The following is a 23,848-nucleotide window of genomic DNA, read 5'->3' as shown; positions in this document are numbered from 1 at the left end:
AGGTCAGCCCGCCGCACCCGCGAACAACTGGTATGGCAATGCGCCCACGACCGCGCCCGACAGGCAGGTCGCCAGCGTGCCCGCCAGCAAGGTGCGCCAGGCCAGCGACAGGAAGTCGTCGCGGCGTTCCGGTTCGATGATCGACAGGCCGCCGATCAGGATGCCCATCGAGCCGAAATTCGCAAAGCCGCAGATCGCATGCGCCGTGATGATCCGCGTGCGCGGGTCCATGCCGTCGGCCGGAACTTCGGCGAGCTGCAGGAAGGCGACGAATTCGGTCAGCACCGTCTTCACGCCCATCAGGGAGCCCGATTGTGCCGCTTCGCCCATCGGCACGCCGATCATGTACATCAGCGGTGCGAATATCCAGCCGAGGACCCGTTCGATCGAGAGGGGCGCGCCGAACACGTCCGGAAAGACGCCAAGCCCGGCATTGACCAGCCAGAGCAGTGCCAGCGCGGCAATCAGCATGGTCGCGATGTTCAGTACGATCTTGAGGCCATCCGTGGCGCCGGTCGAGAAGGCATCCATCGTCGAGGCGTAGTTGAAGTCCGGCTCCTGCATCCGTTCGGTGCCCTCGGTCGTCTCCGGAATCATGGTCAGCGCCACGGCGACCGCCGCCGGCGCGGCCATGATCGAGGCGGTCAGCAGCTGGGCCAGCGGGTTCGCCATCTTGCCCTCAAGGAACGAGCCGTAGACGACAAGCACCGAGCCCGCGATCGTCGCGAAACCCGCCGTCATCATGATCAGCAGTTCCGAGCGCGTCATGCCCTTGATGTAGGGCCGGATCAGCACCGGCGCCTCGGTCATGCCCATGAACACGTTGGCCGACACGGCCAGCGAGGTCGCCCCGCCCAGCCCCATCGTGCGCTGGAAGATATAGGCAAAGCCATTGGTCACCCAGCGCAGGATACGCCAGTGCCAGAGGATCGCCGACAGGGCCGCAACCACAATGACGATAGGCAGGATCTGGAAGAAGAACAGCGGCGGCGGCGTGCCATCCATCAGTTCGGCGCCGGCCGTGTTGTCGCCGACATACCCGAACACGAAACCGGTGCCCGCGCGGGTCGCGGCCTGCAGGCCGTCGACCACGTCATTGGCGTGGAAGAGAACGCCGCGGACAACAGGCACCCCGAACAGCAGCAGCGCGAAGACAAACTGCATCACGGTTGCGCCGATGATGATCCGCCAGGGGAACAGGCCGCGTTTTTCCGAGAGCAGCCAGCAAACGCCATAGATCATGGCGATCCCGACAAGTGCCCGGGCATTGTCCCAGCCCCATTCATACCCTGCCAGCATCCACACGCTCCCAAGCCCGATTCCAGAGCATTATGACTTAGCCGTGACAGACCCGAATGGAAAGCAGACAGTTGCCGAGGCATGCGTTCCGGGCCGTATTGCCACGACCGCAGGCGTGGAATCGGGCGCCGGGGGTGGCGCACCTTCGCCACCTTCGCTGACCGTTTGACGCGGACGGGGATCGCCGCTAGTTTTTGCCTTTATAATCAATCGCTTGGTTTCCCCGTGGTCAGCGTGCCCCGCCGAATCCAGGGCGCCCACACGGAGAAATGAAGATGCGCGCTTTGTTCATGGCGCTGGTGATGGCTGTGGCCGCACCAGCCTTCGCAGACCCGGAAACACCCGACACAGCCAAGACGGAAGAGGCCAGGCCGATTCCCGATCCCGTGATGTTCGAGAGCAAGCATTCCGGCACGTTCGGCAATACGAAGGTCACCTACAAGGTCGAGGCGGGCGAGACGCAGATCCGGAATGAAGAGGGCGAACCGGCCGCGAGCCTGTTCACCACCTCCTACATTCGCGACTCTGCCGACAGCGCGCGCCCGGTGACTTTCGTGTTCAATGGCGGGCCCGGTTCGGCGTCGATCTGGCTTCACATGGGCCTGCTCGGCCCGAAGCGCGTGCAGGTGGCGAGCAACGCCGACAGTGATGATGGCGCCGCGCCCTACACACTGGTCGACAATCCCCTGTCCATCCTGGACGTCACCGACCTTGTCTTCATCGACCCCGTGGGTACCGGCTACAGCCGCGCCATCGGCAAGGGCGAGAACAAGGACTACTGGAACGAAAAGGGCGACAGCAGCTCGATTGCCGAATTTATCCGGATATGGATCACGCAGCACAAGCGCTGGAACGCACCGAAATACCTGATCGGGGAAAGCTTCGGCACGACACGGGCGGCCTATCTCGCCAACACGTTGACCACCGGCGATGTCGATATCGCCCTCAACGGCATCGTGCTGATCTCGCAGGCGCTGGACTATGAGGGCTCCACCTCGGTCCACGACAACATGTATTCCTACATCACCTACCTGCCCAGCATGGCGGCGGCCGCGCAGTATCACGGCAAGGCCGGCCAGGGCGTGTCGCAGGCGGCTTTCCTGGCCGAGGCGCGCGCCTTCGCCCGGGACGAATACGGCCCCGCGCTGATGAAGGGCGACCGGCTGAGCCCGCAGGAACGCATCCATATCCGCGATCGCCTGGCCCACTTCACCGGGCTGGACCCGGCCTATATCGAAACCTCGAACCTGCGTATCCTGATGCCCCGGTTCCAGAAGGAATTGCTGCGCGACAAGGGCGTGGCACTGGGGCGGCTGGATGGCCGCTACCTGGGTGACGAAGCCGATGATGCCGCCGAAACCCCCGAGGACGATGTCGCCAGCTACGCCATCAGCTCGGCCTATTCGGCCCTGCTGAACCAGTACCTGGCGTCAGATCTCGGCGTTGCGATGGACCGGCCCTACATGGTGTCCAGCGCGGATGCCGGGGAGCAGTGGAATTTCCGTGACGTGCCCGAGGGCGAGTACTGGGAACCGCATTATGTGAATGCCGGTCGCCAGCTGACCACGGCAATGCGTCACAACACGGCGCTGAAAGTGATGGTCGCGAGCGGGTATTTCGACATGATCTGCCCCTTCTTCGACGCGGAGATCACGTTCGCTCGCTATGGCATCCCGCAGGACCGGGTGGCCATGACCTATTACCAGGCCGGCCACATGATGTACCTGAACGAGGATGCCCTGAAGACGCTGGTGGCCGACGTGCGGGCCTTCTATGCTGGCAATCTCGCAGACGCACGGCTCGACTAGATCGCGCCGGCATAAGTGTCCCCCGGCACCGTTGCCCGGGGACACTCCTGAAGCGGACTCAGCCGAGCTTGCAGACGCAGAGCTTGTTGCCGTCGGGGTCGCGGAAATAGGCACCGTAGAAGTTCGGCGTCCGGTTGCCGGGTGCGCCTTCGTCCACCGCGCCAAGGCTGATCGCCTTGTTGTAGACGCGGTCGACGGTGGCATTGTCGGGCGCCGCGAGGGCCGGCATCACGCCATTGCCGCAGGTGGCCGCGTCCTTGTCAAAGGGATCGCCGATGGCGATCATCGGCTGGCCAGGGCCGACGCCGTAGAATTGCAGGCGGTCATTGGCGAAGAACCGCTTGGCGCCCAATTCGCCGAGAACAGCGTCGTAGAAGGCCAGTGCCTTCTCCTTGTCATTTGATCCAAGTGTCACATACGCGAGCATGTCGATTCCTCCTTTTGCGTGCGTTCTGTTTTGGTACGCAATCACGGACGCTGGGTCAGGGCAAGATATGACGCAGCGGCGGCACCTTGACGTTTACGTGAACGTCTGTTGTGAACCGCCCAGATCGATTTGTTGCAAATGCAGGAGTATTCCCATGTCCGATATTCGCTTTGACGGCCGCGTCGCTATCGTTACCGGAGCCGGCGGTGGCCTTGGCCGGTGCCATGCGCTCGAGCTTGCCCGCCGCGGCGCGAAACTGGTCATCAACGATCTCGGCGCCAGCATGGATGGCACAGGCGGCAATTCGGCCGCAGCCGAGGCCGTGGTCAAGGAAATCGAAGCGCTCGGCGGTGAAGCCATCGCCAACGGCTCGTCCGTCGCGGACGAAAAGGGCGTCCAGAAAATGATCGACGACACGATGTCGAAATTCGGCCGCATCGATATCCTGATCGCCAATGCCGGCATCCTGCGCGACAAGTCCTTCTCCAAGATGACCCAGGCCGATATCGACCTGGTGATCGACGTCCACCTGCGCGGCTCGTTCATGCCGATCCATGCGGCATGGAACATCATGAAGGAACAGAATTACGGCCGCCTCGTCGTGACCACGTCGTCAACCGGGCTCTACGGCAATTTCGGCCAGGCCAATTACGGTGCCGCCAAGCTGGGTGTCGTCGGCATGATGAACACGCTGAAGATCGAAGGCGCCAAGAACAACATCAAGATCAACGCGGTCTGCCCGATTGCCGCGACCCGCATGACAGAAGGCCTGATGCCGCAAGCGGTTCTGGACCAGCTGAAGCCGGAATATGTCACGCCCGGCGTGATGAACCTTGTGAAGGACGACGCGCCGTCGGGCCTGATCCTGTCGGCCGGTGCCGGTGCCTTCTCGATGGCCCGGATCGTCGAAACCGAAGGTGCCTTCGTCGGCCACGGCGATGCCCTGACAGCCGAGGCGGTCGCCGCCAAATGGGACCAGATCACCGACACGTCCAAGACCCGCCCGGCCTTCCAGTCCGGCGCAGAGCATGGCCAGAACATATTCGCGCTGGTTGCCGCAGGGACGACAGCCTGAGAGGCTTGCCCCAGGCGAGTTTAAAGGGCAGGTTTCCCCTCATACGCTATAAAGGGTAATCAATGCGTCTTACTGTTCCAGCCTTTGTGATTTCTGCACTTCTGATCGTGTCTGCCTGCAGCGCGCCGTCCAGTTCCGAGACAAATGTCGATGCCGTCGAACCCGCCATCCAGGCACTGCCGATCAGTGCGGAAGGTGAAACCTGCGGCGGCATTGCCGGGCTGCAGTGCGAAGAGGGCTTTTTCTGCAAGTTCGAAGACGGCGCCTGCGTCACCACGGCTGATGCCGCAGGCGTCTGCGCGGAAATCACGCCCTTCTGCACGCGGGAATACGCGCCGGTTTGCGGCTGTAACGGCAAGACCTATCCGAATACGTGCGAAGCCCATGCCGACGGCACGAGCGTTGCCACGAAGGGTGCCTGTACGGGCTAGGCCGTCAGGCTTTTTCCTGCAGGGCTTTCAGGTACATGGAATTCACCGGACGGGAGAAGACCCGTTCGACCATCGGCGTGAAGAACTCCAGTGATTCGCTTTCATAGTCCGGATCGAAGGCGGCCTGATCATACAGGTGGCAGAACTGCGCGCAGTATTCGTAGTGCGGGCTGTCCTTGAACTGCTCGCGCATGTTCTTGTCGAGACCAAGGTATTCGAAGAAATAGTAGCCTTGGAACGCGCCGTGATTGGCCACCATGAACAGGTTGGCCTCCGACACGAACGGCTTCAGGATCGCGGCCGCGACGTCCGGGTGGTTATAGCTGCCCAGCGTGTCACCGATGTCGTGCAGCAGCGCACAGACCACGTATTCCTCGTCCCGCCCGTCGCGATGTGCGCGCGTCGCAGTCTGCAGGGAATGCGTCAGCCGATCGACCGGGAAGCCGCCATAATCGCCGTCCAGCAGGCGCAGATGGTCCAGCACCCGCTTGGCGAGGCCCTTGTTGAAGTCCTTCGCGTGGCTGGCAATGATGCCCCAGTCTTCCTGCGTGCCTTCCAGCATTTCGCGGAACTTCGCGCGTTCGCCCATATCCTGTCCGTCGGCCATGCCGTGTCTCTCCCTGATCGTTTGCGTCCAGTGTAACCCGCCCCGGCGCCGGCGCAAAGGGCAGGTTGTTGACAGGCGGCCATACTTCCATATTCGTTGAAATATGGAATCGAATCTTGCTGTCCAGCGCCTCTCCGCCCTCGCCCAGCCGAACCGCCTGGCCGTGTTCCGGTGCCTCATCCGCTGCGGCCCCGCCGGATTGCCCGCCGGCGACATCGCGCGCCTGCTTGACGTCGCGCCGAACACGCTCTCCGCCCAGCTCACGCTGCTCGCCCAGGCCGGCTTGCTGACGCGCCGGCGTGATGGACGCTCGATCGTCTACGCAGCCAATCAGGATGCGATGAGCGATCTCATCGTCTACCTGCTCGAAGACTGCTGCGCTGGCCGCCCCGATATCTGCGCGCCGATCGCCGATGCGGTCGCCCGCGCAGCGTGCTGCTAGCCATGCCGGGCAGGAATATATCCGCCGCCGGCAGTCTCGCCCGCACCTGCAACGCCACATTCGCAGGCATTGAACCAGCGTCAGGTCCCGGGTTCATCACGGCGCAGGTCGCTGCCGCAATCACCGCTGTACCGCTTTGTTCATGGCTTTTCAGGAGGGCCCCCGCATGACCGTAACCATCTATCACAACCCCGCCTGCGGAACGTCGCGCAACACGCTCGCCATGATCCGCGCCAGCGGTGTCGAGCCGCAAATTGTGCCCTATCTCGACACCGGCTGGACACGAGACCTCCTGCGCACCTTGCTCGCCAATATGGGCCTCACGGCGCGCGACGTGCTGCGCACCTCCAAGAGCCCCGCGGAAGACCTGGGCCTCACGGACCCCGCTGTCAGCGATGCGGCGCTGATCGATGCCATGCTTGAACACCCGATCCTCGTGAACCGGCCCATTGTGGTGTCCCCCAAAGGTACCCGCCTGTGCCGTCCGTCCGAGCGGGTTTACGACCTGCTCGACACCCCGCCCGCCACCTTCACCAAGGAAGATGGCGAAGTCATCCGGCGCTGAAACAAGAAAGCCCCTCCTCCGATTGGAGAAGGGGCTTTCCGTCAGACGCCTCAGTCCCAGAGGGAACCAAGCGCGATCCGGTCGCGCCAGGTCGGCCATTCGAGCGGATCGGAAGCCCCGCTCCGCTCGTACTCATGTCCGCACAGCCGGCGAGCCAGGACCCAGGTCGATTCGCCGGTGCGAACACCCGCCGGGCGGAGCGCAGCAATGATGCGCCGCAACGCTTCATCGCTGACGTCCTCGTTCTGGCGGGCCTTCACCTCCGCAAGCCGCCAACCGGCCGGGTCCTGCCGCAGGGCAATGGCCACCGGTTCCATCCCCTCGCGGAGCGTGAACACGGCCATGCGCCCGGCGGCAAGGTCGCCCGCGAAATCCCGCAGGCAGTTGCGGAAGTCCAACGCGACACGGACCAGCGACTTGCTGTCCGCGACAGGCACGAACGCCTCAGGCAGGCGCGGCACAGGCAGAACCTGCCCGAACTGCACCGGCTCCAGCGCGTCGGCAGCCATCTGGAACAGGCCAGGCATGTCGCTTGCGCGGTTCCAGCGCTGGGCAATGCTCGCCGCAGCCCCGGCTCCGTGAATGCGGAGCGCAAGACCGAACGCTTCGGCGAGATCTTCCACTGCAAGCGGATCGCTTGGCAGGTGGGAGATGATCCCGGCCTGGCGCAGCGCGGCCGGCAACACACCAATCAGCTGCAGCCTGTCGGCGGCAATGACCGGCATGTGACGCAGCACACGCCCGGCCTCGTCCTCGCTGAAGAGGGCGAGGAAGCGGGCATAGTCGCCCGCCTTCCAGAGCACTTCCCCGAGCCGGCCGAGCGCCTTCATCAGGCCACCCGGTGCTTCGCCGCTCACCAGGAGGTGCGCGACGTCCCGGTCACGGCCCCGCTCGACAAGGCGGACAATGTCCGCGCTGCGAACGCCAGCGCCATCACCGAGCAGGATGGCTGCAGCATGGCGTCGGGCTGCAGGCAGGGTCAGGAACCCGGCGTGCGGCGCGGGCCAGGCAGCAGCGATGCGGCCTGCGTGCGGCCCGGCCAGGTAGCCGAGCAATGGCGTCTGCACTGCTGCGCGTCCTTTCGGATACGCAGGCAGCAGGGTCATGGGCGCGCCCATGATCCACCTCCTTTCAAAACGCTCCGCGCAGGCAGGGCTGCGCCGGAACCGATTCAAGGTTTCAATGCGAGGTCAGGCGTCCACCGGCCAAAGCGCGGGGGAGGCTGACAGCGCTCCCCGCAATCGCGAGGAGCTGGGCGTGTGTGTACAACTCAGCTTCATCTCAGGTCTCTTCCGGTTGGGTTGCCGGGCCATCCCTTCACGGACGGCCCGGCAACGAGGTGCGGCGTATAACGCCACTGATGGTTAACTGTCAACCTTTGACGCAAACCACCTGGCGAAGCGTGTGGACAATCTCCACCAGGTCGCCCTGCGCCGCCATGACGGCGTCGATGTCCTTGTAGGCCATCGGCGTTTCGTCAATCACGCCGGTATCTTTCCGGCATTCGACGGCCGCGGTTGCCGCGACATGGTCTTCCAGCGTGAACCGGCGCTTGGCTTCGGAGCGCGACATCGCCCGCCCTGCACCGTGCGCGCACGAGCAGAACGACTCCGCGTTGCCCTTCCCGCGAACGATGAAGGACTTCGCCCCCATCGACCCCGGAATGATGCCCAGCTCACCCTCGCCGGCGCGCACGGCGCCCTTGCGGGTGACCCAGATGTCAGCGCCGAAGTGATGCTCCCACTCCACATAGTTGTGGTGGCAGTTCACCGCCTGCTTATCCAGCGTGAACGCCGGAAACATGTCGCGAAGCACCATCAGTACACGGTCCATTATCACTTCCCGGTTGAGACGCGCATAGTCCTGCGCCCAACCGACAGCGTCCACATAATCGGCAAACAGGTCTTCGCCTTCCACGAAGAAGGCGAGGTCCTTGTCCGGCACATGGTAGCCGAGCACCCGCTTCTCCAGCGCCTCACGGGCTTCCTGGATGAAGTAGGTTCCGATCACGTTGCCGGTTCCCCGCGAGCCGGAATGCAGCATCACCCAGACGCGGTCCACCTCGTCGAGGCAGAGCTCGATGAAGTGGTTGCCACCCCCGAGCGAGCCGAGCTGCTGGGCGAATGCCGTGCGCCGGATGCGCGTGTGCCTGGCCGTGATGGCCTCCAGCCGTTCCACAAGACCCGACTTGCGCAGCGCCGTTGCCGCGCGCGCCGGGGTGTCCTTGTGGTTCCCGCGGGGGCCGTTGCCGACCGGCACCTTGCGCTCGATCTCGCTGCGAATGGCCGCCAGGCCGTCCGGCAGGTCGCTCGCCGTCAGGCTGGTCCCGATCGCCATCATGCCGCAGCCGATATCGACGCCGACCGCTGCCGGGATGATCGCTCCCCGTGTGGGAATGACCGACCCGACAGTCGCGCCGCGGCCGAAATGCACGTCGGGCATCACGGCCAGGTGCGAGTGAATGAACGGCAGGCCCGCCACATTCTCAAGCTGGCGCCGGGCGCCATCCTCGACAGGCACACCCTTCACCCAGGCCTTGATGCGCCCACCGGCGCTGGTTTCGAAAACGTCAAATTCACTCATCGTTCCAAAGTCTGGGGTCTCCAGGCTCCTCCTGACAAGCCCTCCGCGGTTCCCTTCGGGTGAAAGACATAAAAAACCCTCCGGGCGACAAGCGCGGAGGGCGGACAAAAACCGGTTTCCCGATCTGCGGACTGACACCCAGTCCTATCCAGCTTCCTCCATGCGAACGCATTCGCCGCGCAGATCCTGCGCGCCGAACTTGGTCTCTGGCTGATTGGTACACCGGGTCATCGGTATCTCCGTAGCTGAAGGGATGCGCCGTATGATGGAAGTCCCGGGACCCGTCAAGCAAAAAAGCAAAAAGCCCCGGACGAAACCGTCCGGGGCTTTTGATCTTTCTGACAAACTTCAGCGGGACTATTCGTCCATCGCATCCAGTTCGGCCTGATGGCGCACCTTGTCGGCAGCGCCCTTGGCTGTCTCGTCACGGTCAACCAGTTCGAGCACGGCCACCGGCGCGTTATCGCCCTGGCGGAAGCCGGCTTTCATCACGCGCGTGTAACCACCGCTGCGGTCCTTGTAACGGTCGCCCATCACGTCAAACAGCTTGCGGACAGCATCCTCGTCGCGGACTTTCGAGATGGCCTGGCGGCGTGCAGACAGGTCACCCTTCTTGGCAAGCGTGATCAGCTTGTCCATCAGGGGGGCCATTTCCTTGGCCTTGGGCAGGGTCGTCGTGATCTGTTCGTGCGTGATCAGACTCGCCGCCATATTGGCGAACATCGCCTTGCGGTGCGAGCTCGTCTTGTTCAGTTTGCGATGGGCTATTCCGTGGCGCATTGTCGTGTCCTCTGGAGGTGATCAAGCCTCCGTAATCAGATTGATCGGGTCCTATAGGTGGTCGTCGTATTTCTTGGCAAGGCCTTCAATATCTTCAGGCGGCCAATCCGGCACTTCCATGCCGAGATGCAGGCCCATGCCAGCGAGGACTTCCTTGATCTCGTTCAGTGACTTGCGGCCGAAGTTCGGCGTGCGCAGCATCTCTGCTTCGGATTTCTGGATGAGGTCGCCAATATAGACGATATTGTCGTTCTTCAGGCAGTTCGCCGAACGCACGGACAGTTCCAGCTCGTCGACCTTCTTGAGGAGGACGGGATTGAAGCCGAGGTCGGTTTCTTCTGCAGCCTGGCCCACTTCGAGGGTCGGCTCTTCGAAATTGATGAACAGCTGGAGCTGGTCCTGCAGGATGCGCGCGGCATAAGCCACCGCGTCTTCCGGCGTGACCGATCCATCCGTATCGATGTCGAGTGTCAGCTTGTCATAGTCCAGCACGGTGCCTTCACGCGTGTCTTCGACCAGGTAGGCGACGCGGCGGACCGGGCTGTAGATCGCGTCAATCGGAATATAACCGATCGGGGCGTCTTCAGGACGGTGCGCGTCGGCAGGCACATAGCCCTTGCCGGTTGCGACAGTGAATTCCATGCGGACTTCTGCGCCCTCGTCCAGCGTACAGATGACGAGGTCGGGGTTGAGAACCTTGCTGTCGGCCGGCGTCTCGATCTGGCCAGCCTTGACTTCGCCCGGACCTTTCGCCTTCAGCACCATGCGCTTGGGCGTATCGGATTCCATGAACAGGGCGACCTGCTTCAGGTTCAGCACGATCGTGGTGACGTCTTCACGCACGCCCGGGATCGCGGAGAACTCGTGAACAACGCCGTCGATCTGGACGCCGATGATCGCAGCACCCTGGAGCGAGGAGAGAAGGACGCGACGCAGCGCATTGCCGAGCGTCGTGCCGTAGCCGCGCTCAAGCGGTTCGATGACCAGCTTGGCCTTGCGCTTGGTGTCGTATCCGGCCTGAACAACAGGACGGTTAGGACGGATCAGCTCTTTCCAGTTGCGGTCGTTGACGGAGATAAGCTCTTTGTCAGCCATGGGCGACGTTCCTTGAAAGCGGCAAGCGGCGCAAAGTGCGCCGCAGGATTTGAGTTAATTCAGACGCGGCGGCGCTTCGGCGGGCGGCACCCGTTGTGCGGGATCGGCGTCGTGTCGTTGATCGACGTCACGGTAAGGCCGACAGCCTGCAATGCACGCAGGGCGCTCTCACGGCCCGAACCGGGGCCGCGCACGTTGACTTCGACCGTCTGGAGCCCGTGCTCCTGGGCCTTCTTGGCAGCGTCTTCAGCGGCCATCTGCGCCGCATAAGGCGTCGACTTGCGCGAGCCCTTGAAGCCGACAACGCCCGAAGACGACCAGGAAATCGCATTTCCCTGCGCGTCGGTGATCGTGACCATCGTGTTGTTGAAGCTCGAGTTCACATGAACAACACCCGAGGTGATGTTCTTGCGCTCTCTGCGGCGGACTCGTGTGGTTGTATCGCGGGCCATGTCGGTCTGATCCTATTTCTTCTTGCCGGCGATCGGCTTCGCCGGGCCCTTGCGGGTGCGGGCATTCGTATGGGTACGCTGGCCGCGAACCGGCAGCTTGCGACGGTGGCGCAGGCCACGGTAGCAACCCAGGTCCATCAGGCGCTTGATGTTCATTGACACGTCGCGGCGAAGGTCGCCCTCGACCATGTAGTCGGCGTCGATCGCTTCGCGGATGCGAATGACTTCGGCGTCGGACAGCTCGCTGACGCGGCGTGCAGGCTCAACGCCCACTTTTTCGATGATTTCGCGCGCCATGGCTGGACCAATGCCGTGAATATAACGCAGCGCGATTTCCACGCGCTTATTGGTCGGGATGTTAACGCCTGCAATACGGGCCAAAGCCGTTACTCCTGGAGCGATAGTTCAAACATAAAAGAGCGCAAGGGGGCGGATTCCGCCCCGTCGCGCACTGGCGATTAAGCCTTAAGCTAAGAAGTGAGGCTTATAACCTCACAAACTTCCGCGTCAACAGCGGAATCCCAGCTTTAGGCGGTCTGTTTCAGGGCCGCATCAATTTCCGATGCGACCTGGTCTTCAGTTCCCATTCCGTCGATTTCCACGAGGATGCCCCGTTCGGCATAAATCGGCAGCAAGGGCGCTGTATCTTCGTAATATTTTTCCAGTCGGCGGGAGAAAGTCTCCGGATTGTCGTCCTTGCGTCCCTCTTCATTGAACCGCTTGGTGACGCGCGTCAGCAGCTTGTCATCATCCACCAGGAGGCGGATGACACGGTCCACCGCGCAGCCGCGCGATTCCAGCAGCATGTCGAGCGCTTCGGACTGGCCAACCGTGCGTGGAAAGCCGTCGAAAATGAACCCCGGAGCGCCCGCCTGGACCTCCAGCTGCTCGTCGATGAGGGCAATCACGATCTCGTCCGACACAAGGCCGCCTTCATCCATGATCTTGGAAACACGCTGGCCGAGTTCAGAGCCGGACGCACGGGCCGCCCGCAGCATGTCGCCAGTCGACAGCTGGACGAATCCGCGCTCCCTGACCAGGCGTTTCGATTGCGTGCCCTTGCCGGCCGCTGGCGGGCCGAACAGTATCAAATTCATTTCTTGCGGCCCCCGACCTTCGATTTCTTGATCATGCCCTCATATTGATGCGCGATCAAATGGGACTGAATCTGCGTTACCGTATCCATCGTGACAGAAACCACAATGAGTAGGGATGTCCCACCAATATAGAAGGGAATCTCTGGGTAATAGCGACGCAGCAGTTCGGGCAGGATACAAACGAAGACCAGGTAGATGGCACCGATCGTAGTGAGGCGCGTCAGGACATAGTCGATATAGGCGGCGGTATTCGACCCCGGCCGGATGCCCGGAATGAAGCCACCATACTTGCGCAGGTTATCGGCCGTCTCTTCCGGATTGAACATGATCGACGTGTAGAAGAAACAGAAGAAGGCGATCAGAACGGCTTGCGTGATGATGTAGGTCCACGAGCCCGGCGAGAAGTGAGTCGCCAGGAACCCGAGCATGCCGCTGGCGCCCGCATCGGCCGCATTGCCACCGAGGAAACCGATGGCCGTCATCGGCAGCATCAGCAGGGCCGACGCGAAGATCGGGGGAATCACCCCGGATGTGTTGATTTTCAGCGGCAGGAAGCTGCGCTGGCCCTGTGCAAATCCGTGGGCCTGCTGGCGCTTGGGATACTGGATCAGGAGGCGCCGTTGCGAGCGCTCCATGAACACGATGAACATCACGAGGGCCAGGACCATGACCGCGATGCCGACCACGAAGGCCACGTTCACCGATGTCGTCCGGGCCTGCGTGACCAGGTTGAAGATGGCGCGCGGCAGCTCTGCCACGATACCCGCGAAGATGATCAGCGAGATGCCGTTGCCGATGCCGCGGGCGGTGATCTGCTCACCCATCCACATCAGCAGCATGGTGCCGCCGGTCAGCGTGACAACGCCCGTCAGGATGAAGAAGGGCGCGGAAATGCCTTCCAGCCGCACGGCCGACAGGCCACCGGCAATCGCGAATGACTGGACCAGCGCGAAACCCAGCGTCAGGTAGCGCGTGTACTGGTTGATCTGCTTGCGCCCCGATTCGCCTTCCTTCTTGAGCTTTTCAAGTGTCGGCGAGGCCGAGGTCATCATCTGGATGATGATCGACGCCGTGATGTAGGGCATCACGTTGAGCGCGAATATGCCCATCCGTTCGACAGCGCCGCCGGAGAACAGGTTCATCGAGCCGAGAATGCCGCCCGACTGGCTGGCGAAGAGGCTGGCATACTGGCCCGGGTCGAGCCCGGGGATCGGGATGAACGTACCGAGGCGGAACAGGACGAGGATACCAAGGGTGAACAGGAGACGTCCCTGCAGGTCCTTGGCCTTTCCAAAGCTCGAAAAATTGACGTTCCGAGCCATTTGTTCTGCTGCATTCGCCATCGGCTGGAGAGCCTCCCTGAAAAAGCGTTCGCCGCCAAAATCGGCGGCGAAACTATGTTTGTGAAGGGGTATCCGGAAAAATCAGCTGATTAAACTTCAGCTGTGTCTTTCCTGGGCCCGGTCACGGTGACGGATCCGCCGGCCTTTTCGACCGCTTCGATGGCCGCTTTCGAGGCACCCGTCACTGTAATGTTGACCTTTTTAGGCGCATCACCCTTGGCCAGCAGGCGAACACCGTCGCCAAGCTTGTTGACCAGGCCTGCAGCCATGAGGGTTTCCTCGGTCACGTTCTTTGCGTCCAGCTTGCCCTCTTCGATCGCTTTCGACAGGCGTCCGAGGTTGATCCAGGCGTGGGACTTGGAATTGCGAGCGGTGAAACCGCGCTTTGGCAGACGCATGTAGATCGGCATCTGGCCGCCTTCGAAGCCATTCACGGCCACGCCGGAACGCGCCTTCTGACCCTTGACGCCGCGACCGGCTGTCTTGCCTTTACCCGAGCCAACACCGCGACCAACACGCATGCGGTTCTTGGTGGAGCCCTCTGCGGGGGACAAATCGTTGAGTTTCATCGCTCTATCTTCCGATATTCTGTTGTTTGAGGAGGCCGGCGGCGCAAATCGCTACTCGCCAACCACCTCGACCAGGTGGGCCACTTTGCGGATCATGCCGCGAACCGGCGCCGTGTCTTCAAGTTCCTTCGTCCGGCCGATCTTGTTCAGACCGAGTCCCATCAGCGTCTGGCGCTGGCTGGGGTCACGGCCGATCGGACTGGCCTTCTGGCGGACGGTGAGCATTTTCTTAGCCATGTGGATCTGCCCTTCTAGTTGACCGCGTCAGCCATGCCGGCTTCGGACGCGCCATCGGTCCGGCGACCGACAACATCCTGAACCTTCATGCCGCGCTTGGACGCCACCGTACGGGGGCTGGCCTGTTCCTTGAGCGCGTCGAACGTGGCGCGAACCATGTTGTAAGGGTTCGACGAACCGATCGACTTGCCAACGACATCCTGGACGCCGAGCACTTCCATCACGGCGCGCATCGGGCCACCGGCGATCACGCCCGTTCCCGGAGGCGCTGCACGCAGCACGACCTTGCCAGCGCCGTGACGGCCCTTGCCGTCATGATGCAGCGTACGGCCTTCGCGCAGTGGCACGCGGACCATGTTGCGCTTGGCTTCTTCTGTCGCCTTGCGGATTGCTTCTGGCACTTCGCGAGCCTTGCCCTTGCCGAAGCCGGCGCGGCCCTTCTGGTCACCAACCACGACGAGCGCGGCAAAACCGAAATTCTTGCCGCCCTTCACCGTCTTGGCGACGCGATTGATGCCGACCAGCTTGTCGACGATCTCGGAAGATTCTTCCTCACGATCGCGACGGCGGCCTCGTCCTCTTTCTTCAGCCATAGGGCCTCTCCTTAGAATTTGAGACCGCCCTCACGGGCGGCGTCTGCCAGGGCTTTCACCCGGCCGTGGAACATGTAGCCGCCGCGATCGAACACGACGTCCTCGATACCGGCCTTCTTGGCGCGCTCGGCGAGCACCTTGCCAACGAGGGCCGCGGCAGCAGAGTCTGCGCCGGTCTTGGCCTTGCCCAGGACATCCTTCTCCAGCGTCGAAGCCGAAGCGAGCGTTACGCCCTTTTCGTCATCGATGATCTGGGCGGAGATGTTCTTGTGGCTGCGCGCAACCGAAAGGCGCAGGTGCCCTTCGGCGACCTTGCGGAGCTTGGCACGGACGCGCTGGGCGCGGCGCTGCATTTTTTCGCGTGAACTTTTCATCGGCTTACTTCTTCTTGCCTTCCTTGCGGCGGACATATTCGCCGGTGTAGCGGATACCCTTGCCTTTGTACGGCTCTGGCGGACGATACTTGCGGATTTCAGCGGCAACCTGGCCAACGGACTGCTTGTCAGCGCCGGTGATCACGACTTCTGTCGGCTTCGACGAAGCCAGCGTAATGCCGTGCGGTGCCTTGTAGATCACATCGTGCGAGAAGCCGAGCGCCAGTTTCAGGTCACTGCCCTGCATCTGTGCACGATAGCCGACGCCGACGAGTTCCAGCGACTTGGTAAAGCCTTCGGACACACCGTGCACCATGTTGGCAGCGCGGGCCCGTGCGGTTCCCCACTGGGTGCGTGCCGTCGAATCGAGCGCTTCGGCGAATGTCGGCAGGCGACGACCGCGTGCCTTTTCCTGGGCGATGCGGTCTTCGGCCGCCTTCACCAGGTCCGCGCGTGGCGACACCGTAAGCTCGTTATCCTCGAGCTTCGGCGTGATCACTTCAGCGACCGTGAAGGTCATTTCGCCCTTCGGGCCTTTCGCCGTGATCGTCTGGCCATCGACGGAGACCGTCGTGCCGTTCGGAACCGGGATTGCGAGTTTTCCAATACGTGACATCAGCGCTCTCCTAGAATACCCGGCAGAGCACTTCGCCGCCGACATTCTTCGTCCGGGCAGCATTGTCCGACATAACACCCTGCGAAGTCGACAGGATTGAAATGCCAAGGCCATTGCGCACGAGCGGAATGTCAGAGACCGAAGAATACACGCGGCGGCCCGGCTTGGAGATCCGTTTGATCTCCGAGATGACCGGTTGGCCCTCGTAATATTTGAGCTCGACTTCAAGGTTCTTGTGGCCGTCTTTTTCCACTTCCACGTAGCCGCGGATGTAACCCTCTTCAATGAGGACATCCAGGACGTGGGCGCGGATTTTCGACGCCGGGGTGACTACTTTCGACATGCCGCGCATCTGGGCGTTCCGGATGCGGGTCAACATGTCGCCGAGGGGATCAGAAAGGTTCATTTAGCTTCTCCTCCCTACCAGCTGGATTTCACGAGACCGGGGATCATGCCCGTGGACCCAAGGTCCCGAAGCGCGATCCGCGACATCTTGAATTTACGATAGTAACCGCGCGGACGCCCGGTAACCTCGCAGCGATTGCGAACACGGCTGGGCGCGGAATTGCGAGGCAACTCAGCCAGCTTGAGACGCGCTTTGAAACGTTCCTCAAGCGACAGGTTCTCGTCCATCGCGATAGCCTTCAATTCGGCGCGCTTGTCCGCATAGCGGGCAACAAGCTTCTGGCGCCGCTTGTTCTTCTCGATTGCGCTCTTCTTTGCCATATCAGCAGATCTCCTGGCGCTAGTTCCGGAACGGGAAGCCACACTCCGCGAGGAGTGCCTTGGCTTCTTCGTTGGTTGCGGCGGTGGTGCAGACAATGATGTCCATACCGCGAATGTCTTCCACCTGATCGTAGGCGATCTCCGGGAAAACGATGTGTTCTTTGAGACCCATGGCATAGTTGCCCATGCCATCGAAGCTCTTGCCGTTCAGGCCGCGGAAGTCCTTCACGCGCGGAAGCGCAATGTTGGTCAGGCGGTCAAGAAACTCGAACATCCGGTCACGACGGAGCGTGACCTTGCAGCCAATCAGCATGCCTTCGCGCAGCTTGAAGCCGGCGATCGACTTGCGGGCCTTGGTGGCGACAGGCTTCTGGCCCGCGATCAGTTCCAGCTCGGCCAGGGCCGCCTTGATCTTCTTGGAGTCGGAGACGGCTTCGCCCACGCCCATGTTGATCACGACCTTGTCGAGTTTAGGAACCTGCATCGGGTTCGAGTAGCTGAACTGCTCCTGCAGTTTGCCCCGGATCTCATCGCGGTATCTCGTTTTGAGACGGGGTTCGTATGCCTTAGACATCGATGGATTCCCCTGAACGCTTGGCAAACCGCGTCTTGCGGCCATGCTCATCAATCTTGAAGCCGACGCGGACGGGCTTGCCATCGCGCGGATCGGCTATTGCGACATTGGACACATGGATCGGCGCTTCAAAATTCTTGATGCCGCCCGGGTCCATCTGTGTTGGTTTCTGGTGACGCTTCACGACGTTCACGCCACGGACGACAACCCGGTTCTCGTCGACGAGCACTTTCAGTACTTCGCCTTTCGAGCCCTTGTTCCGCCCTGCGATCACGACAACCGTGTCACCTTTTTTGATCTTCGCAGCCATGACTACAAAACCTCCGGCGCCATATTGGCGATCTTGACCTGGTTCTTGCCGCGAAGTTCGCGCGGGACCGGACCAAAAACGCGGGTTCCGATCGGCTCACCATTATTGTTGATGAGCACGGCGGCATTGGAGTCGAAACGGATGGTCGATCCGTCCGCACGATTGATGTCCTTGGCGACGCGAACGACGACGGCCTTGCGGACGTCACCCTTCTTCACGCGGCCCGTCGGGATCGCTTCCTTGATGGAGACGACAATGACGTCACCCACCGACGCGTAACGACGACCGGCACCGCCCAGCACCTTGATGCACTGGACACGGCGCGCGCCGGAATTGTCGGCAACGCGGAGATTTGATTGCATCTGGATCATGCGTCACTCCCTTGGCCGGAAACAAGTTCCCAACGCTTCAGCTTGGAGTGCGGCGGGCATTCCTGGATGGTTACGATCTGACCCTCGACGGCGACATTGCCTTCGTCATGGGCGTGATACTTTTTCGAACGACGAACGATCTTCTTCATCACCGGATGGGTGAAGGTACGTTCGACGCGAACGATGGCGGTCTTGTCCTGCTTGGTCGAGACAACGACGCCTTCCATGATACGCTTTGGCATGCTCTCTCTCCTAAGCCTTGCCTGCCAGGGCCTGTTCGCGAAGGATCGTCTTCACGCGAGCGATGTCGCGGCGGACTTCCTTGGCACGGGCCGTTTTTTCCAGTTGGCCGGTGGCCGCCTGGAAACGCAGGTTGAACTGTTCCTTTTTCAGCTTAACGAGCTCGTCTTTGAGCTGGTCAGCGCTTTTGTTTCTGACATCAGAGGTTTTCATGATCAGATCCCCTCAATCCGTTTGACCACTTTGGTCTTGATAGGAAGCTTGGCAGCACCGAGGCGCAGCGCCTCGCGGGCGATATCTTCCGGAACACCATCGATCTCGAACATGATCCGGCCGGGCGACACACGGGCAACCCAACGGTCGACCGAGCCCTTGCCCTTACCCATCCGGACCTCGATCGGCTTGGCCGACACAGGCACATCCGGGAACACGCGGATCCATACCTTGCCCTGACGCTTCATGTAGCGCGTCACGGCCCGGCGGGTCGCTTCGATCTGGCGGGCCGTCACACGCTCGGGCTCGAGCGCCTTCAGGCCGAACTCGCCGAATGCCAGCGTGAAGCCGGCTTTGGCCGTTCCATTGATCCGGCCCTTGAAGGCCTTCCTGAACTTGGTTCGCTTCGGTTGACGCATCTCTTACGCTCCGGCGGCTTGCGTACCGGTCGCCGGTCCGCGTTGGTTTGCATTGGCACGGGCACGGGACTGACCGGACGTTTCCAGGCGCTTGTCCTGGGCCATCGGGTCATGTTCCATGATCTCACCCTTGTAGACCCAGACCTTGATACCAATGATACCGTAGGTCGTCTGGGCTTCAGCGGTGCCGTAATCGATGTCGGCGCGCAGTGTGTGCAGCGGCACGGAGCCTTCTGCATACTGCTCGGTGCGGGCGATTTCCGCGCCGCCGAGGCGACCGGCAACCATCACGCGGATACCCTGGGCGCCGAGGCGCATGGCCGACTGGATCGACCGCTTCATGGTGCGGCGGAACGATGCCCGGCGCTCCAGTTGGCGTGCGATGTCGTCGGCGATCAGCGTGGCGTCGATTTCCGGCTTGCGGATCTCGACGAGGTTCACGCGAACCTCATCCGTCGTCATCTTGGACAGTTCCTTGCGGAGCACCTCGATGTCGCCGCCCTTCTTGCCGATCACCAGGCCCGGACGGGCCGTGTGGATCGTGATCAGGCACTTCTTGTGCGGCCGCTCGATGATGATCTTCGAAATGCCGGCCTGCTTCAGCTTCTGGCGGATCGCCTTGCGGATCGCGAGGTCCTGGTGCAGCAGGTGGCCGAATTCGGCGCTATCTGCGTACCAGCGGCTGTCGGACATCCGGTTGATGCCGAGACGAAAACCGATCGGGTTGACTTTCTGGCCCATCAGGCAGCCTCCGCTTCCATGCTTGTGTCACGAAGGACAATTGTAACTTGCGCGAACGGCTTCAGGATGCGCGCTGCCCGGCCGCGTGCACGGGCCCGGATACGCTTCATCACCATGTTCTTGCCGACGTGGGCTTCGGCAACGATGAGACTGTCGATGTCGAGGCCGTGATTGTTTTCTGCGTTCGCGATCGCGCTCTGCAGCAGTTTGCGAACGTCCTTGGCAGGACGCTTCGGCGAAAACTGCAGCTGGGCAAGCGCCCGCTCGACCGGCATGCCGCGGATCTGCTGGGCCAGAAGGTTCAGCTTCTGTGGGCTCGAACGATACATGCGCAGAACGGCGCGCGATTCGTTGGCAGCCTGCTTCGGAGGATTTTTAGCCTTGCTCATGACTACTTCCGCTTCGCTTTCTTGTCCGCGCCGTGACCGTAGAACGTACGGGTCGGTGCAAACTCGCCAAACTTGTGGCCGACCATCTCTTCCGAGACCGTGACCGGGATGAACTTGTTGCCGTTATGGACCTGGAAGTTCAGGCCGATGAAGTTTGGCAGGATTGTCGAACGGCGCGACCAGGTCTTGATGACCGTGCGCTTTTCAGCGGCGCGCGCTTCCTCGGCCTTCTTCAGCAGATAGCCGTCGACAAATGGGCCTTTCCAGACAGAACGTGACATGTCTCGCGGCTCCTCTAGCGTTTCGCGTTACGGCGGCGGATGATCAGGCGATCCGTCGCTTTGTTGGTGCGGGTCTTGGGACCGCGGGTTTTCTTGCCCCATGGCGTCACTGGGTGACGACCGCCGGACGACTTGCCTTCACCACCACCGTGCGGGTGGTCGACAGGGTTCATGACAACACCGCGGACAGACGGGCGCTTGCCCATGTGACGCCTGCGGCCGGCCTTCGAGAAGACCTGGTTCATGTTGTCCGGGTTCGAGACGGCGCCGATCGTGGCCAGGCAGGTGTCGAGCACCATGCGAAGCTCGCCGGACGTCAGCTTGATCTGGGCATAACCACCATCGCGACCAACCAGCTGGGCATAGGTGCCGGCGGAGCGGACCATCTGTGCGCCCTTCTGGGGCTTCAGCTCGATATTGTGGATGATCGTGCCGACCGGGATGTTCTTCAGCGGCAGCGTGTTGCCCGGCTTGATGTCGGCCGTGGCAGACGTGACAACCGTATCGCCCACTTCAAGGCGCTGTGGCGCGATGATGTAGGACAGCAGGCCGTCCTCGTACTTGATCAGCGCGATGAACGCCGTGCGGTTCGGGTCATATTCCAGCCGTTCGACGACAGCAGGCATGTCCCAGCGCGTGCGCTTGAAGTCGACCTTGCGGTAAAGCTTCTTGGCGCCACCACCGATGCGGCGGGCGGTAATACGGCCACGGTTGTTGCGGCCACCCTTGTTGGACAGGCCTTCGGTCAGCGCCTTGACGGGCTTGCCCTTGTGCAGGTCCGAGCGGTCGACCAGCACGAGCTGGCGACGGCCTGGGGAAGTTGGGTTGAATGTCTTGAGTGCCATTTTCTACGTCCTTCCCCTACAGGCCTGTCGAAATGTCGACAGATTGGCCTTCGGCAAGCGTGACAACAGCCTTCTTGACGTCATTACGACGACCGAGATGGCCTTTGAAACGCTTCGTCTTGCCCTTCTGGAGCAGCGTGTTGACCTTGGTGACATCAACCTTGAACAGGGCCTCGACGGCCTCCTTGATCGACTTCTTCGTCGCGTCCATGGACACTTCGAAGACGATCTTGTTCTCTTCCGCGACCAGCGTCGATTTCTCGGTGATGATCGGGCGACGGATGACGTCGTAATGGTGTTGTTTCGGGTCAGCCATGACTATTCAGCCTCTGCTGCGATTGCGGGTTGGGCCAGCGTGCCGTCGAAGCGGGCCTGAATGCCTTCAGCTGCTTCCTTCGTGATGACCAGCGTCTTGCGGCGCAGGACGTCGTACACGTTCAGGCCGGCGACCGGCAGGACATCCACGTTCGGGATGTTGCGTGCGGCCTTGGCGAAATTCTCATCAACCGTGATGCCGGAAATGATCAGCGCATTCTCGATACCGAGGCCAGCGAACTGGGCGGCCAGTTCCTTGGTCTTCGGCGAGGTGAGCGATGCCATGTCGATCACCAGGATCGAGTCGGTCACAACTTTCGACGACAGGGCGTGAGCCAGCGCCAGCTTGCGGACCTTCTTGGGAAGGTCATGCGCATGGCTGCGGACACGCGGGCCGTGGGCCACGCCGCCGCCGACAAAGATCGGAGCGTTGCGCGAGCCGTGGCGTGCGCCGCCCGAACCCTTCTGGCGGATCGACTTTTTCGTGGTCACGGACACTTCAGACCGCGACTGGGTCTTGTGCGTGCCGGCCTGGCGCTTGGCCAGCTGCCAGCGAACCGTGCGGTGAAGGAGGTCCTTGCGGATGTCCTCGATACCGAAGATCGCGTCATCGAGCGTGATCTTTCCGGCGGCTTTGCCGGCGAGGGTTTTGACTGCGAGTTCCATTATTCAGCACCCTCTGTCTGGGCAGGAGCGTTTGCCGACCGGAAGGAACCGGCTGCAGGCGCATCGGCCGGCAGGGCTTTCTTCACGGCGTCGCGGATTTCCACGAACGAACCATCGTGACCGGACACAGCGCCCTTCACGAGGATCAGGCCGCGCTCGACATCGGTGCGCACAACCGTCAGGTTCTGGGTGGTGATACGGTCGGTACCGAGGTGGCCGGCCATCTTCTTGTTCTTGAACACGCGGCCCGGATCCTGGTTCATACCAGTCGAACCGTGCGAGCGGTGCGAGATCGACACGCCGTGCGTGGCACGCAGGCCGCCGAAGTTCCAGCGCTTCATCGCGCCGGCAAAACCCTTGCCGATCGCGTTGCTCGATACGTCGACCTTCTGGCCGGGCACGAAATGGTCAGCAAGGACCTCGGCGCCGATTTCCGGCAGGTCGCCCGAGACGCGGAACTCTTTCAGCTTCGCTTTCGGCGCCACGCCGGCTTTTGCGAACTGGCCGCGAAGAGCCTTGTTCGTGCGCTTGGCTTTCTTGTCGCCAGCACCAAGGATGACAGCCTTGTAGCCGTCCGTGCGGGTGACTTCGCCACCCTTCTTCGTCGTGACCTTGCGCTCGTCTTCGGTGCGCAGGCCAACGACCTGGCAACCATCGAGAGACAGGACCGTCACGGGAATGTGGCGACCGTTTTCATCGAATACGCGCGTCATGCCCAGTTTGCGGGCCAGCACGCCGGAACGGGGGGCTGGAAGAGCCATTAGCGAGCTCCCTCAAGCTTGATTTCAATGCCAACGCCCGACGACAGGTCGAGCTTCATCAGGGCGTCGACCGTTTGCGGGGTCGGGTCCACGATGTCGAGGATGCGCTTGTGAGTGCGGACCTCGAACTGCTCGCGCGACTTCTTGTCGACGTGCGGTGAGCGGTTGACGGTGAAGCGCTCGATACGGGTCGGGAGTGGAATCGGGCCCTTCACTTCTGCGCCGGTGCGCTTGGCCGTGTTCACGATCTCTTTCGCCGACATATCGAGGGCGCGGTGATCGAAGGCTTTCAGCCTGATCCGGATATTTTGTCGTTCCATCGTTCTCGTCCGTCCGCACAAAACACTTTAGCCCAGGGCGATGGCTCGTCAGCATCGAGCGCCCGGGTTGGGTGGAGGTTAAATTGTCAGTTTCGAGGGAGCGTTCGCTAATCAAGCGCGGCCTTCCCGGCGAATTGGTGCTTCTATGGGAAGGAATCGGCTGCGTCAACAGACGAAACGGGGAATTTGCAGGCATTTGCTGCCCGCCTTTGCGGGGCCGGACGCCACGCTGCTCCAGCGCCTCCAAAAGCCCCCTCTCCCCACCCTTGCCCAACCCTATCCCG

37 protein-coding genes are annotated in these 23,848 nt (G+C 61.9%); 5 read left to right on the top strand and 32 right to left on the bottom strand.

Annotated features, from left to right (window positions below; genetic code table 11):
* Positions 1-3: 3 nt before the first annotated feature.
* The gene (locus HJO_RS17245) at positions 4-1,299 is read right to left on the bottom strand and encodes a NupC/NupG family nucleoside CNT transporter (protein WP_035619532.1); all 1,296 of its coding nucleotides are present in this window, start codon (positions 1,297-1,299) and stop codon (positions 4-6) included.
* A 275-nt stretch (positions 1,300-1,574) separates the two neighbouring features.
* On the opposite strand from HJO_RS17245, the gene HJO_RS17240 reads away from it, so the two are divergent.
* Positions 1,575-3,107: a S10 family peptidase gene (locus HJO_RS17240; RefSeq protein WP_241764785.1), complete on the top strand. Its 1,533-nt coding sequence runs from the start codon at positions 1,575-1,577 to the stop codon at positions 3,105-3,107.
* A 58-nt stretch (positions 3,108-3,165) separates the two neighbouring features.
* Here the strand turns inward: HJO_RS17240 and HJO_RS17235 are convergent, their stop codons facing one another.
* A complete protein-coding gene (locus HJO_RS17235; protein ID WP_035619529.1) occupies positions 3,166-3,534 on the bottom strand; it encodes a VOC family protein in 369 nt (122 codons plus the stop codon).
* A 154-nt stretch (positions 3,535-3,688) separates the two neighbouring features.
* Here HJO_RS17235 and HJO_RS17230 point away from each other — a divergent pair, with 154 nt between their 5' ends.
* The gene (locus HJO_RS17230) at positions 3,689-4,609 is read left to right on the top strand and encodes an SDR family NAD(P)-dependent oxidoreductase (RefSeq protein WP_035619527.1); all 921 of its coding nucleotides are present in this window, start codon (positions 3,689-3,691) and stop codon (positions 4,607-4,609) included.
* Positions 4,610-4,671: 62 nt separating this feature from the next.
* Positions 4,672-5,040: a Kazal-type serine protease inhibitor domain-containing protein gene (locus HJO_RS17225; protein WP_035619525.1), complete on the top strand. Its 369-nt coding sequence runs from the start codon at positions 4,672-4,674 to the stop codon at positions 5,038-5,040.
* Between the two features lie 4 nt (positions 5,041-5,044).
* Here the strand turns inward: HJO_RS17225 and HJO_RS17220 are convergent, their stop codons facing one another.
* Positions 5,045-5,647 (bottom strand): HD domain-containing protein, encoded by a 603-nt coding sequence (locus HJO_RS17220; protein WP_035619523.1) that lies wholly within the window; start codon positions 5,645-5,647, stop codon positions 5,045-5,047.
* A 103-nt stretch (positions 5,648-5,750) separates the two neighbouring features.
* On the opposite strand from HJO_RS17220, the gene HJO_RS17215 reads away from it, so the two are divergent.
* Positions 5,751-6,089: an ArsR/SmtB family transcription factor gene (locus tag HJO_RS17215; RefSeq protein WP_035619521.1), complete on the top strand. Its 339-nt coding sequence runs from the start codon at positions 5,751-5,753 to the stop codon at positions 6,087-6,089.
* Positions 6,090-6,255: 166 nt separating this feature from the next.
* The gene (gene arsC, locus HJO_RS17210) at positions 6,256-6,654 is read left to right on the top strand and encodes an arsenate reductase (glutaredoxin) (RefSeq protein ID WP_035619600.1); all 399 of its coding nucleotides are present in this window, start codon (positions 6,256-6,258) and stop codon (positions 6,652-6,654) included.
* A 50-nt stretch (positions 6,655-6,704) separates the two neighbouring features.
* Here the strand turns inward: arsC and HJO_RS18010 are convergent, their stop codons facing one another.
* From HJO_RS18010 to rpsJ, 29 genes are all read right to left on the bottom strand, one after another.
* Positions 6,705-7,772: a hypothetical protein gene (locus tag HJO_RS18010; protein ID WP_051618756.1), complete on the bottom strand. Its 1,068-nt coding sequence runs from the start codon at positions 7,770-7,772 to the stop codon at positions 6,705-6,707.
* Between the two features lie 253 nt (positions 7,773-8,025).
* Entirely contained in the window at positions 8,026-9,237 is a 1,212-nt protein-coding gene (locus HJO_RS17200) for an RtcB family protein (protein ID WP_035619519.1), read from the bottom strand.
* 357 nt (positions 9,238-9,594) lie between these two features.
* The gene (rplQ, locus tag HJO_RS17195) at positions 9,595-10,017 is read right to left on the bottom strand and encodes a 50S ribosomal protein L17 (protein ID WP_035619517.1); all 423 of its coding nucleotides are present in this window, start codon (positions 10,015-10,017) and stop codon (positions 9,595-9,597) included.
* 51 nt (positions 10,018-10,068) lie between these two features.
* Positions 10,069-11,112, bottom strand: a complete 1,044-nt coding sequence (locus HJO_RS17190) for a DNA-directed RNA polymerase subunit alpha (RefSeq protein ID WP_035619515.1) — start codon at positions 11,110-11,112, stop codon at positions 10,069-10,071.
* 59 nt (positions 11,113-11,171) lie between these two features.
* On the bottom strand, positions 11,172-11,564 hold the full coding sequence (gene rpsK, locus HJO_RS17185) for a 30S ribosomal protein S11 (RefSeq protein WP_034738444.1): 393 nt from the start codon (positions 11,562-11,564) through the stop codon (positions 11,172-11,174).
* 12 nt (positions 11,565-11,576) lie between these two features.
* Positions 11,577-11,945 (bottom strand): 30S ribosomal protein S13, encoded by a 369-nt coding sequence (gene rpsM / locus HJO_RS17180; protein ID WP_035619513.1) that lies wholly within the window; start codon positions 11,943-11,945, stop codon positions 11,577-11,579.
* A 146-nt stretch (positions 11,946-12,091) separates the two neighbouring features.
* Entirely contained in the window at positions 12,092-12,661 is a 570-nt protein-coding gene (locus HJO_RS17175; RefSeq protein ID WP_035619511.1) for an adenylate kinase, read from the bottom strand.
* Positions 12,658-14,004 carry a preprotein translocase subunit SecY gene (secY, locus tag HJO_RS17170; protein WP_035619509.1) on the bottom strand — a complete coding sequence of 449 codons (1,347 nt, stop codon included), beginning with the start codon at positions 14,002-14,004 and terminating at the stop codon, positions 12,658-12,660. The genes HJO_RS17175 and secY overlap by 4 nt, the downstream gene beginning before the upstream one ends.
* Before the next feature lie 89 nt (positions 14,005-14,093).
* Positions 14,094-14,573, bottom strand: a complete 480-nt coding sequence (gene rplO / locus HJO_RS17165) for a 50S ribosomal protein L15 (protein WP_035619508.1) — start codon at positions 14,571-14,573, stop codon at positions 14,094-14,096.
* A 51-nt stretch (positions 14,574-14,624) separates the two neighbouring features.
* Positions 14,625-14,810 (bottom strand): 50S ribosomal protein L30, encoded by a 186-nt coding sequence (gene rpmD / locus HJO_RS17160; RefSeq protein WP_035619506.1) that lies wholly within the window; start codon positions 14,808-14,810, stop codon positions 14,625-14,627.
* Between the two features lie 14 nt (positions 14,811-14,824).
* Positions 14,825-15,403: a 30S ribosomal protein S5 gene (gene rpsE / locus HJO_RS17155; RefSeq protein ID WP_035619504.1), complete on the bottom strand. Its 579-nt coding sequence runs from the start codon at positions 15,401-15,403 to the stop codon at positions 14,825-14,827.
* Between the two features lie 11 nt (positions 15,404-15,414).
* Positions 15,415-15,777 (bottom strand): 50S ribosomal protein L18, encoded by a 363-nt coding sequence (gene rplR, locus HJO_RS17150; protein ID WP_035619502.1) that lies wholly within the window; start codon positions 15,775-15,777, stop codon positions 15,415-15,417.
* A 4-nt stretch (positions 15,778-15,781) separates the two neighbouring features.
* Positions 15,782-16,393 (bottom strand): 50S ribosomal protein L6, encoded by a 612-nt coding sequence (rplF, locus tag HJO_RS17145; RefSeq protein ID WP_035619500.1) that lies wholly within the window; start codon positions 16,391-16,393, stop codon positions 15,782-15,784.
* 10 nt (positions 16,394-16,403) lie between these two features.
* Positions 16,404-16,799 (bottom strand): 30S ribosomal protein S8, encoded by a 396-nt coding sequence (gene rpsH / locus HJO_RS17140; RefSeq protein ID WP_035619498.1) that lies wholly within the window; start codon positions 16,797-16,799, stop codon positions 16,404-16,406.
* A 14-nt stretch (positions 16,800-16,813) separates the two neighbouring features.
* Positions 16,814-17,119, bottom strand: coding sequence for a 30S ribosomal protein S14 (gene rpsN, locus HJO_RS17135; protein ID WP_035619495.1), 306 nt, complete (start codon positions 17,117-17,119; stop codon positions 16,814-16,816).
* A 19-nt stretch (positions 17,120-17,138) separates the two neighbouring features.
* Entirely contained in the window at positions 17,139-17,693 is a 555-nt protein-coding gene (gene rplE / locus HJO_RS17130; protein ID WP_035619494.1) for a 50S ribosomal protein L5, read from the bottom strand.
* Positions 17,686-18,003 carry a 50S ribosomal protein L24 gene (gene rplX, locus HJO_RS17125; protein WP_035619492.1) on the bottom strand — a complete coding sequence of 106 codons (318 nt, stop codon included), beginning with the start codon at positions 18,001-18,003 and terminating at the stop codon, positions 17,686-17,688. Before rplX ends, rplE begins: the two co-directional genes overlap by 8 nt.
* A 2-nt stretch (positions 18,004-18,005) precedes the next feature.
* A complete protein-coding gene (rplN, locus tag HJO_RS17120) occupies positions 18,006-18,374 on the bottom strand; it encodes a 50S ribosomal protein L14 (protein ID WP_034738431.1) in 369 nt (122 codons plus the stop codon).
* Positions 18,371-18,616, bottom strand: coding sequence for a 30S ribosomal protein S17 (gene rpsQ, locus HJO_RS17115; RefSeq protein WP_035619490.1), 246 nt, complete (start codon positions 18,614-18,616; stop codon positions 18,371-18,373). Before rpsQ ends, rplN begins: the two co-directional genes overlap by 4 nt.
* A 10-nt stretch (positions 18,617-18,626) precedes the next feature.
* Positions 18,627-18,827, bottom strand: coding sequence for a 50S ribosomal protein L29 (gene rpmC / locus HJO_RS17110; RefSeq protein WP_035619489.1), 201 nt, complete (start codon positions 18,825-18,827; stop codon positions 18,627-18,629).
* A 2-nt stretch (positions 18,828-18,829) separates the two neighbouring features.
* On the bottom strand, positions 18,830-19,246 hold the full coding sequence (gene rplP / locus HJO_RS17105; RefSeq protein ID WP_035619488.1) for a 50S ribosomal protein L16: 417 nt from the start codon (positions 19,244-19,246) through the stop codon (positions 18,830-18,832).
* Positions 19,247-19,249: 3 nt separating this feature from the next.
* Positions 19,250-19,987: a 30S ribosomal protein S3 gene (gene rpsC / locus HJO_RS17100; protein WP_035619486.1), complete on the bottom strand. Its 738-nt coding sequence runs from the start codon at positions 19,985-19,987 to the stop codon at positions 19,250-19,252.
* A complete protein-coding gene (gene rplV, locus HJO_RS17095; protein ID WP_035619484.1) occupies positions 19,987-20,376 on the bottom strand; it encodes a 50S ribosomal protein L22 in 390 nt (129 codons plus the stop codon). Before rplV ends, rpsC begins: the two co-directional genes overlap by 1 nt.
* Before the next feature lie 2 nt (positions 20,377-20,378).
* Positions 20,379-20,657 (bottom strand): 30S ribosomal protein S19, encoded by a 279-nt coding sequence (gene rpsS / locus HJO_RS17090; protein ID WP_035619482.1) that lies wholly within the window; start codon positions 20,655-20,657, stop codon positions 20,379-20,381.
* A 14-nt stretch (positions 20,658-20,671) separates the two neighbouring features.
* Positions 20,672-21,502, bottom strand: a complete 831-nt coding sequence (gene rplB, locus HJO_RS17085) for a 50S ribosomal protein L2 (RefSeq protein ID WP_035619481.1) — start codon at positions 21,500-21,502, stop codon at positions 20,672-20,674.
* Positions 21,503-21,518: 16 nt separating this feature from the next.
* Positions 21,519-21,818 carry a 50S ribosomal protein L23 gene (locus tag HJO_RS17080; RefSeq protein WP_035619479.1) on the bottom strand — a complete coding sequence of 100 codons (300 nt, stop codon included), beginning with the start codon at positions 21,816-21,818 and terminating at the stop codon, positions 21,519-21,521.
* 2 nt (positions 21,819-21,820) lie between these two features.
* Positions 21,821-22,483, bottom strand: a complete 663-nt coding sequence (gene rplD, locus HJO_RS17075) for a 50S ribosomal protein L4 (protein ID WP_035619477.1) — start codon at positions 22,481-22,483, stop codon at positions 21,821-21,823.
* Positions 22,483-23,244 (bottom strand): 50S ribosomal protein L3, encoded by a 762-nt coding sequence (gene rplC, locus HJO_RS17070; protein WP_035619475.1) that lies wholly within the window; start codon positions 23,242-23,244, stop codon positions 22,483-22,485. The genes rplD and rplC overlap by 1 nt, the downstream gene beginning before the upstream one ends.
* Complete coding sequence (gene rpsJ / locus HJO_RS17065) at positions 23,244-23,564, bottom strand: 30S ribosomal protein S10 (protein WP_035619473.1); 321 nt, start codon at positions 23,562-23,564, stop codon at positions 23,244-23,246. Before rpsJ ends, rplC begins: the two co-directional genes overlap by 1 nt.
* Between the last annotated feature and the right edge of the window lie 284 nt (positions 23,565-23,848).

It is taken from the genome of Hyphomonas johnsonii MHS-2, assembly GCF_000685275.1.
GTDB lineage: Bacteria > Pseudomonadota > Alphaproteobacteria > Caulobacterales > Hyphomonadaceae > Hyphomonas > Hyphomonas johnsonii.
The sequence above is the reverse complement of the archived record's forward strand: the minus strand, read 5'-3'. Positions and strand labels throughout refer to the sequence as shown.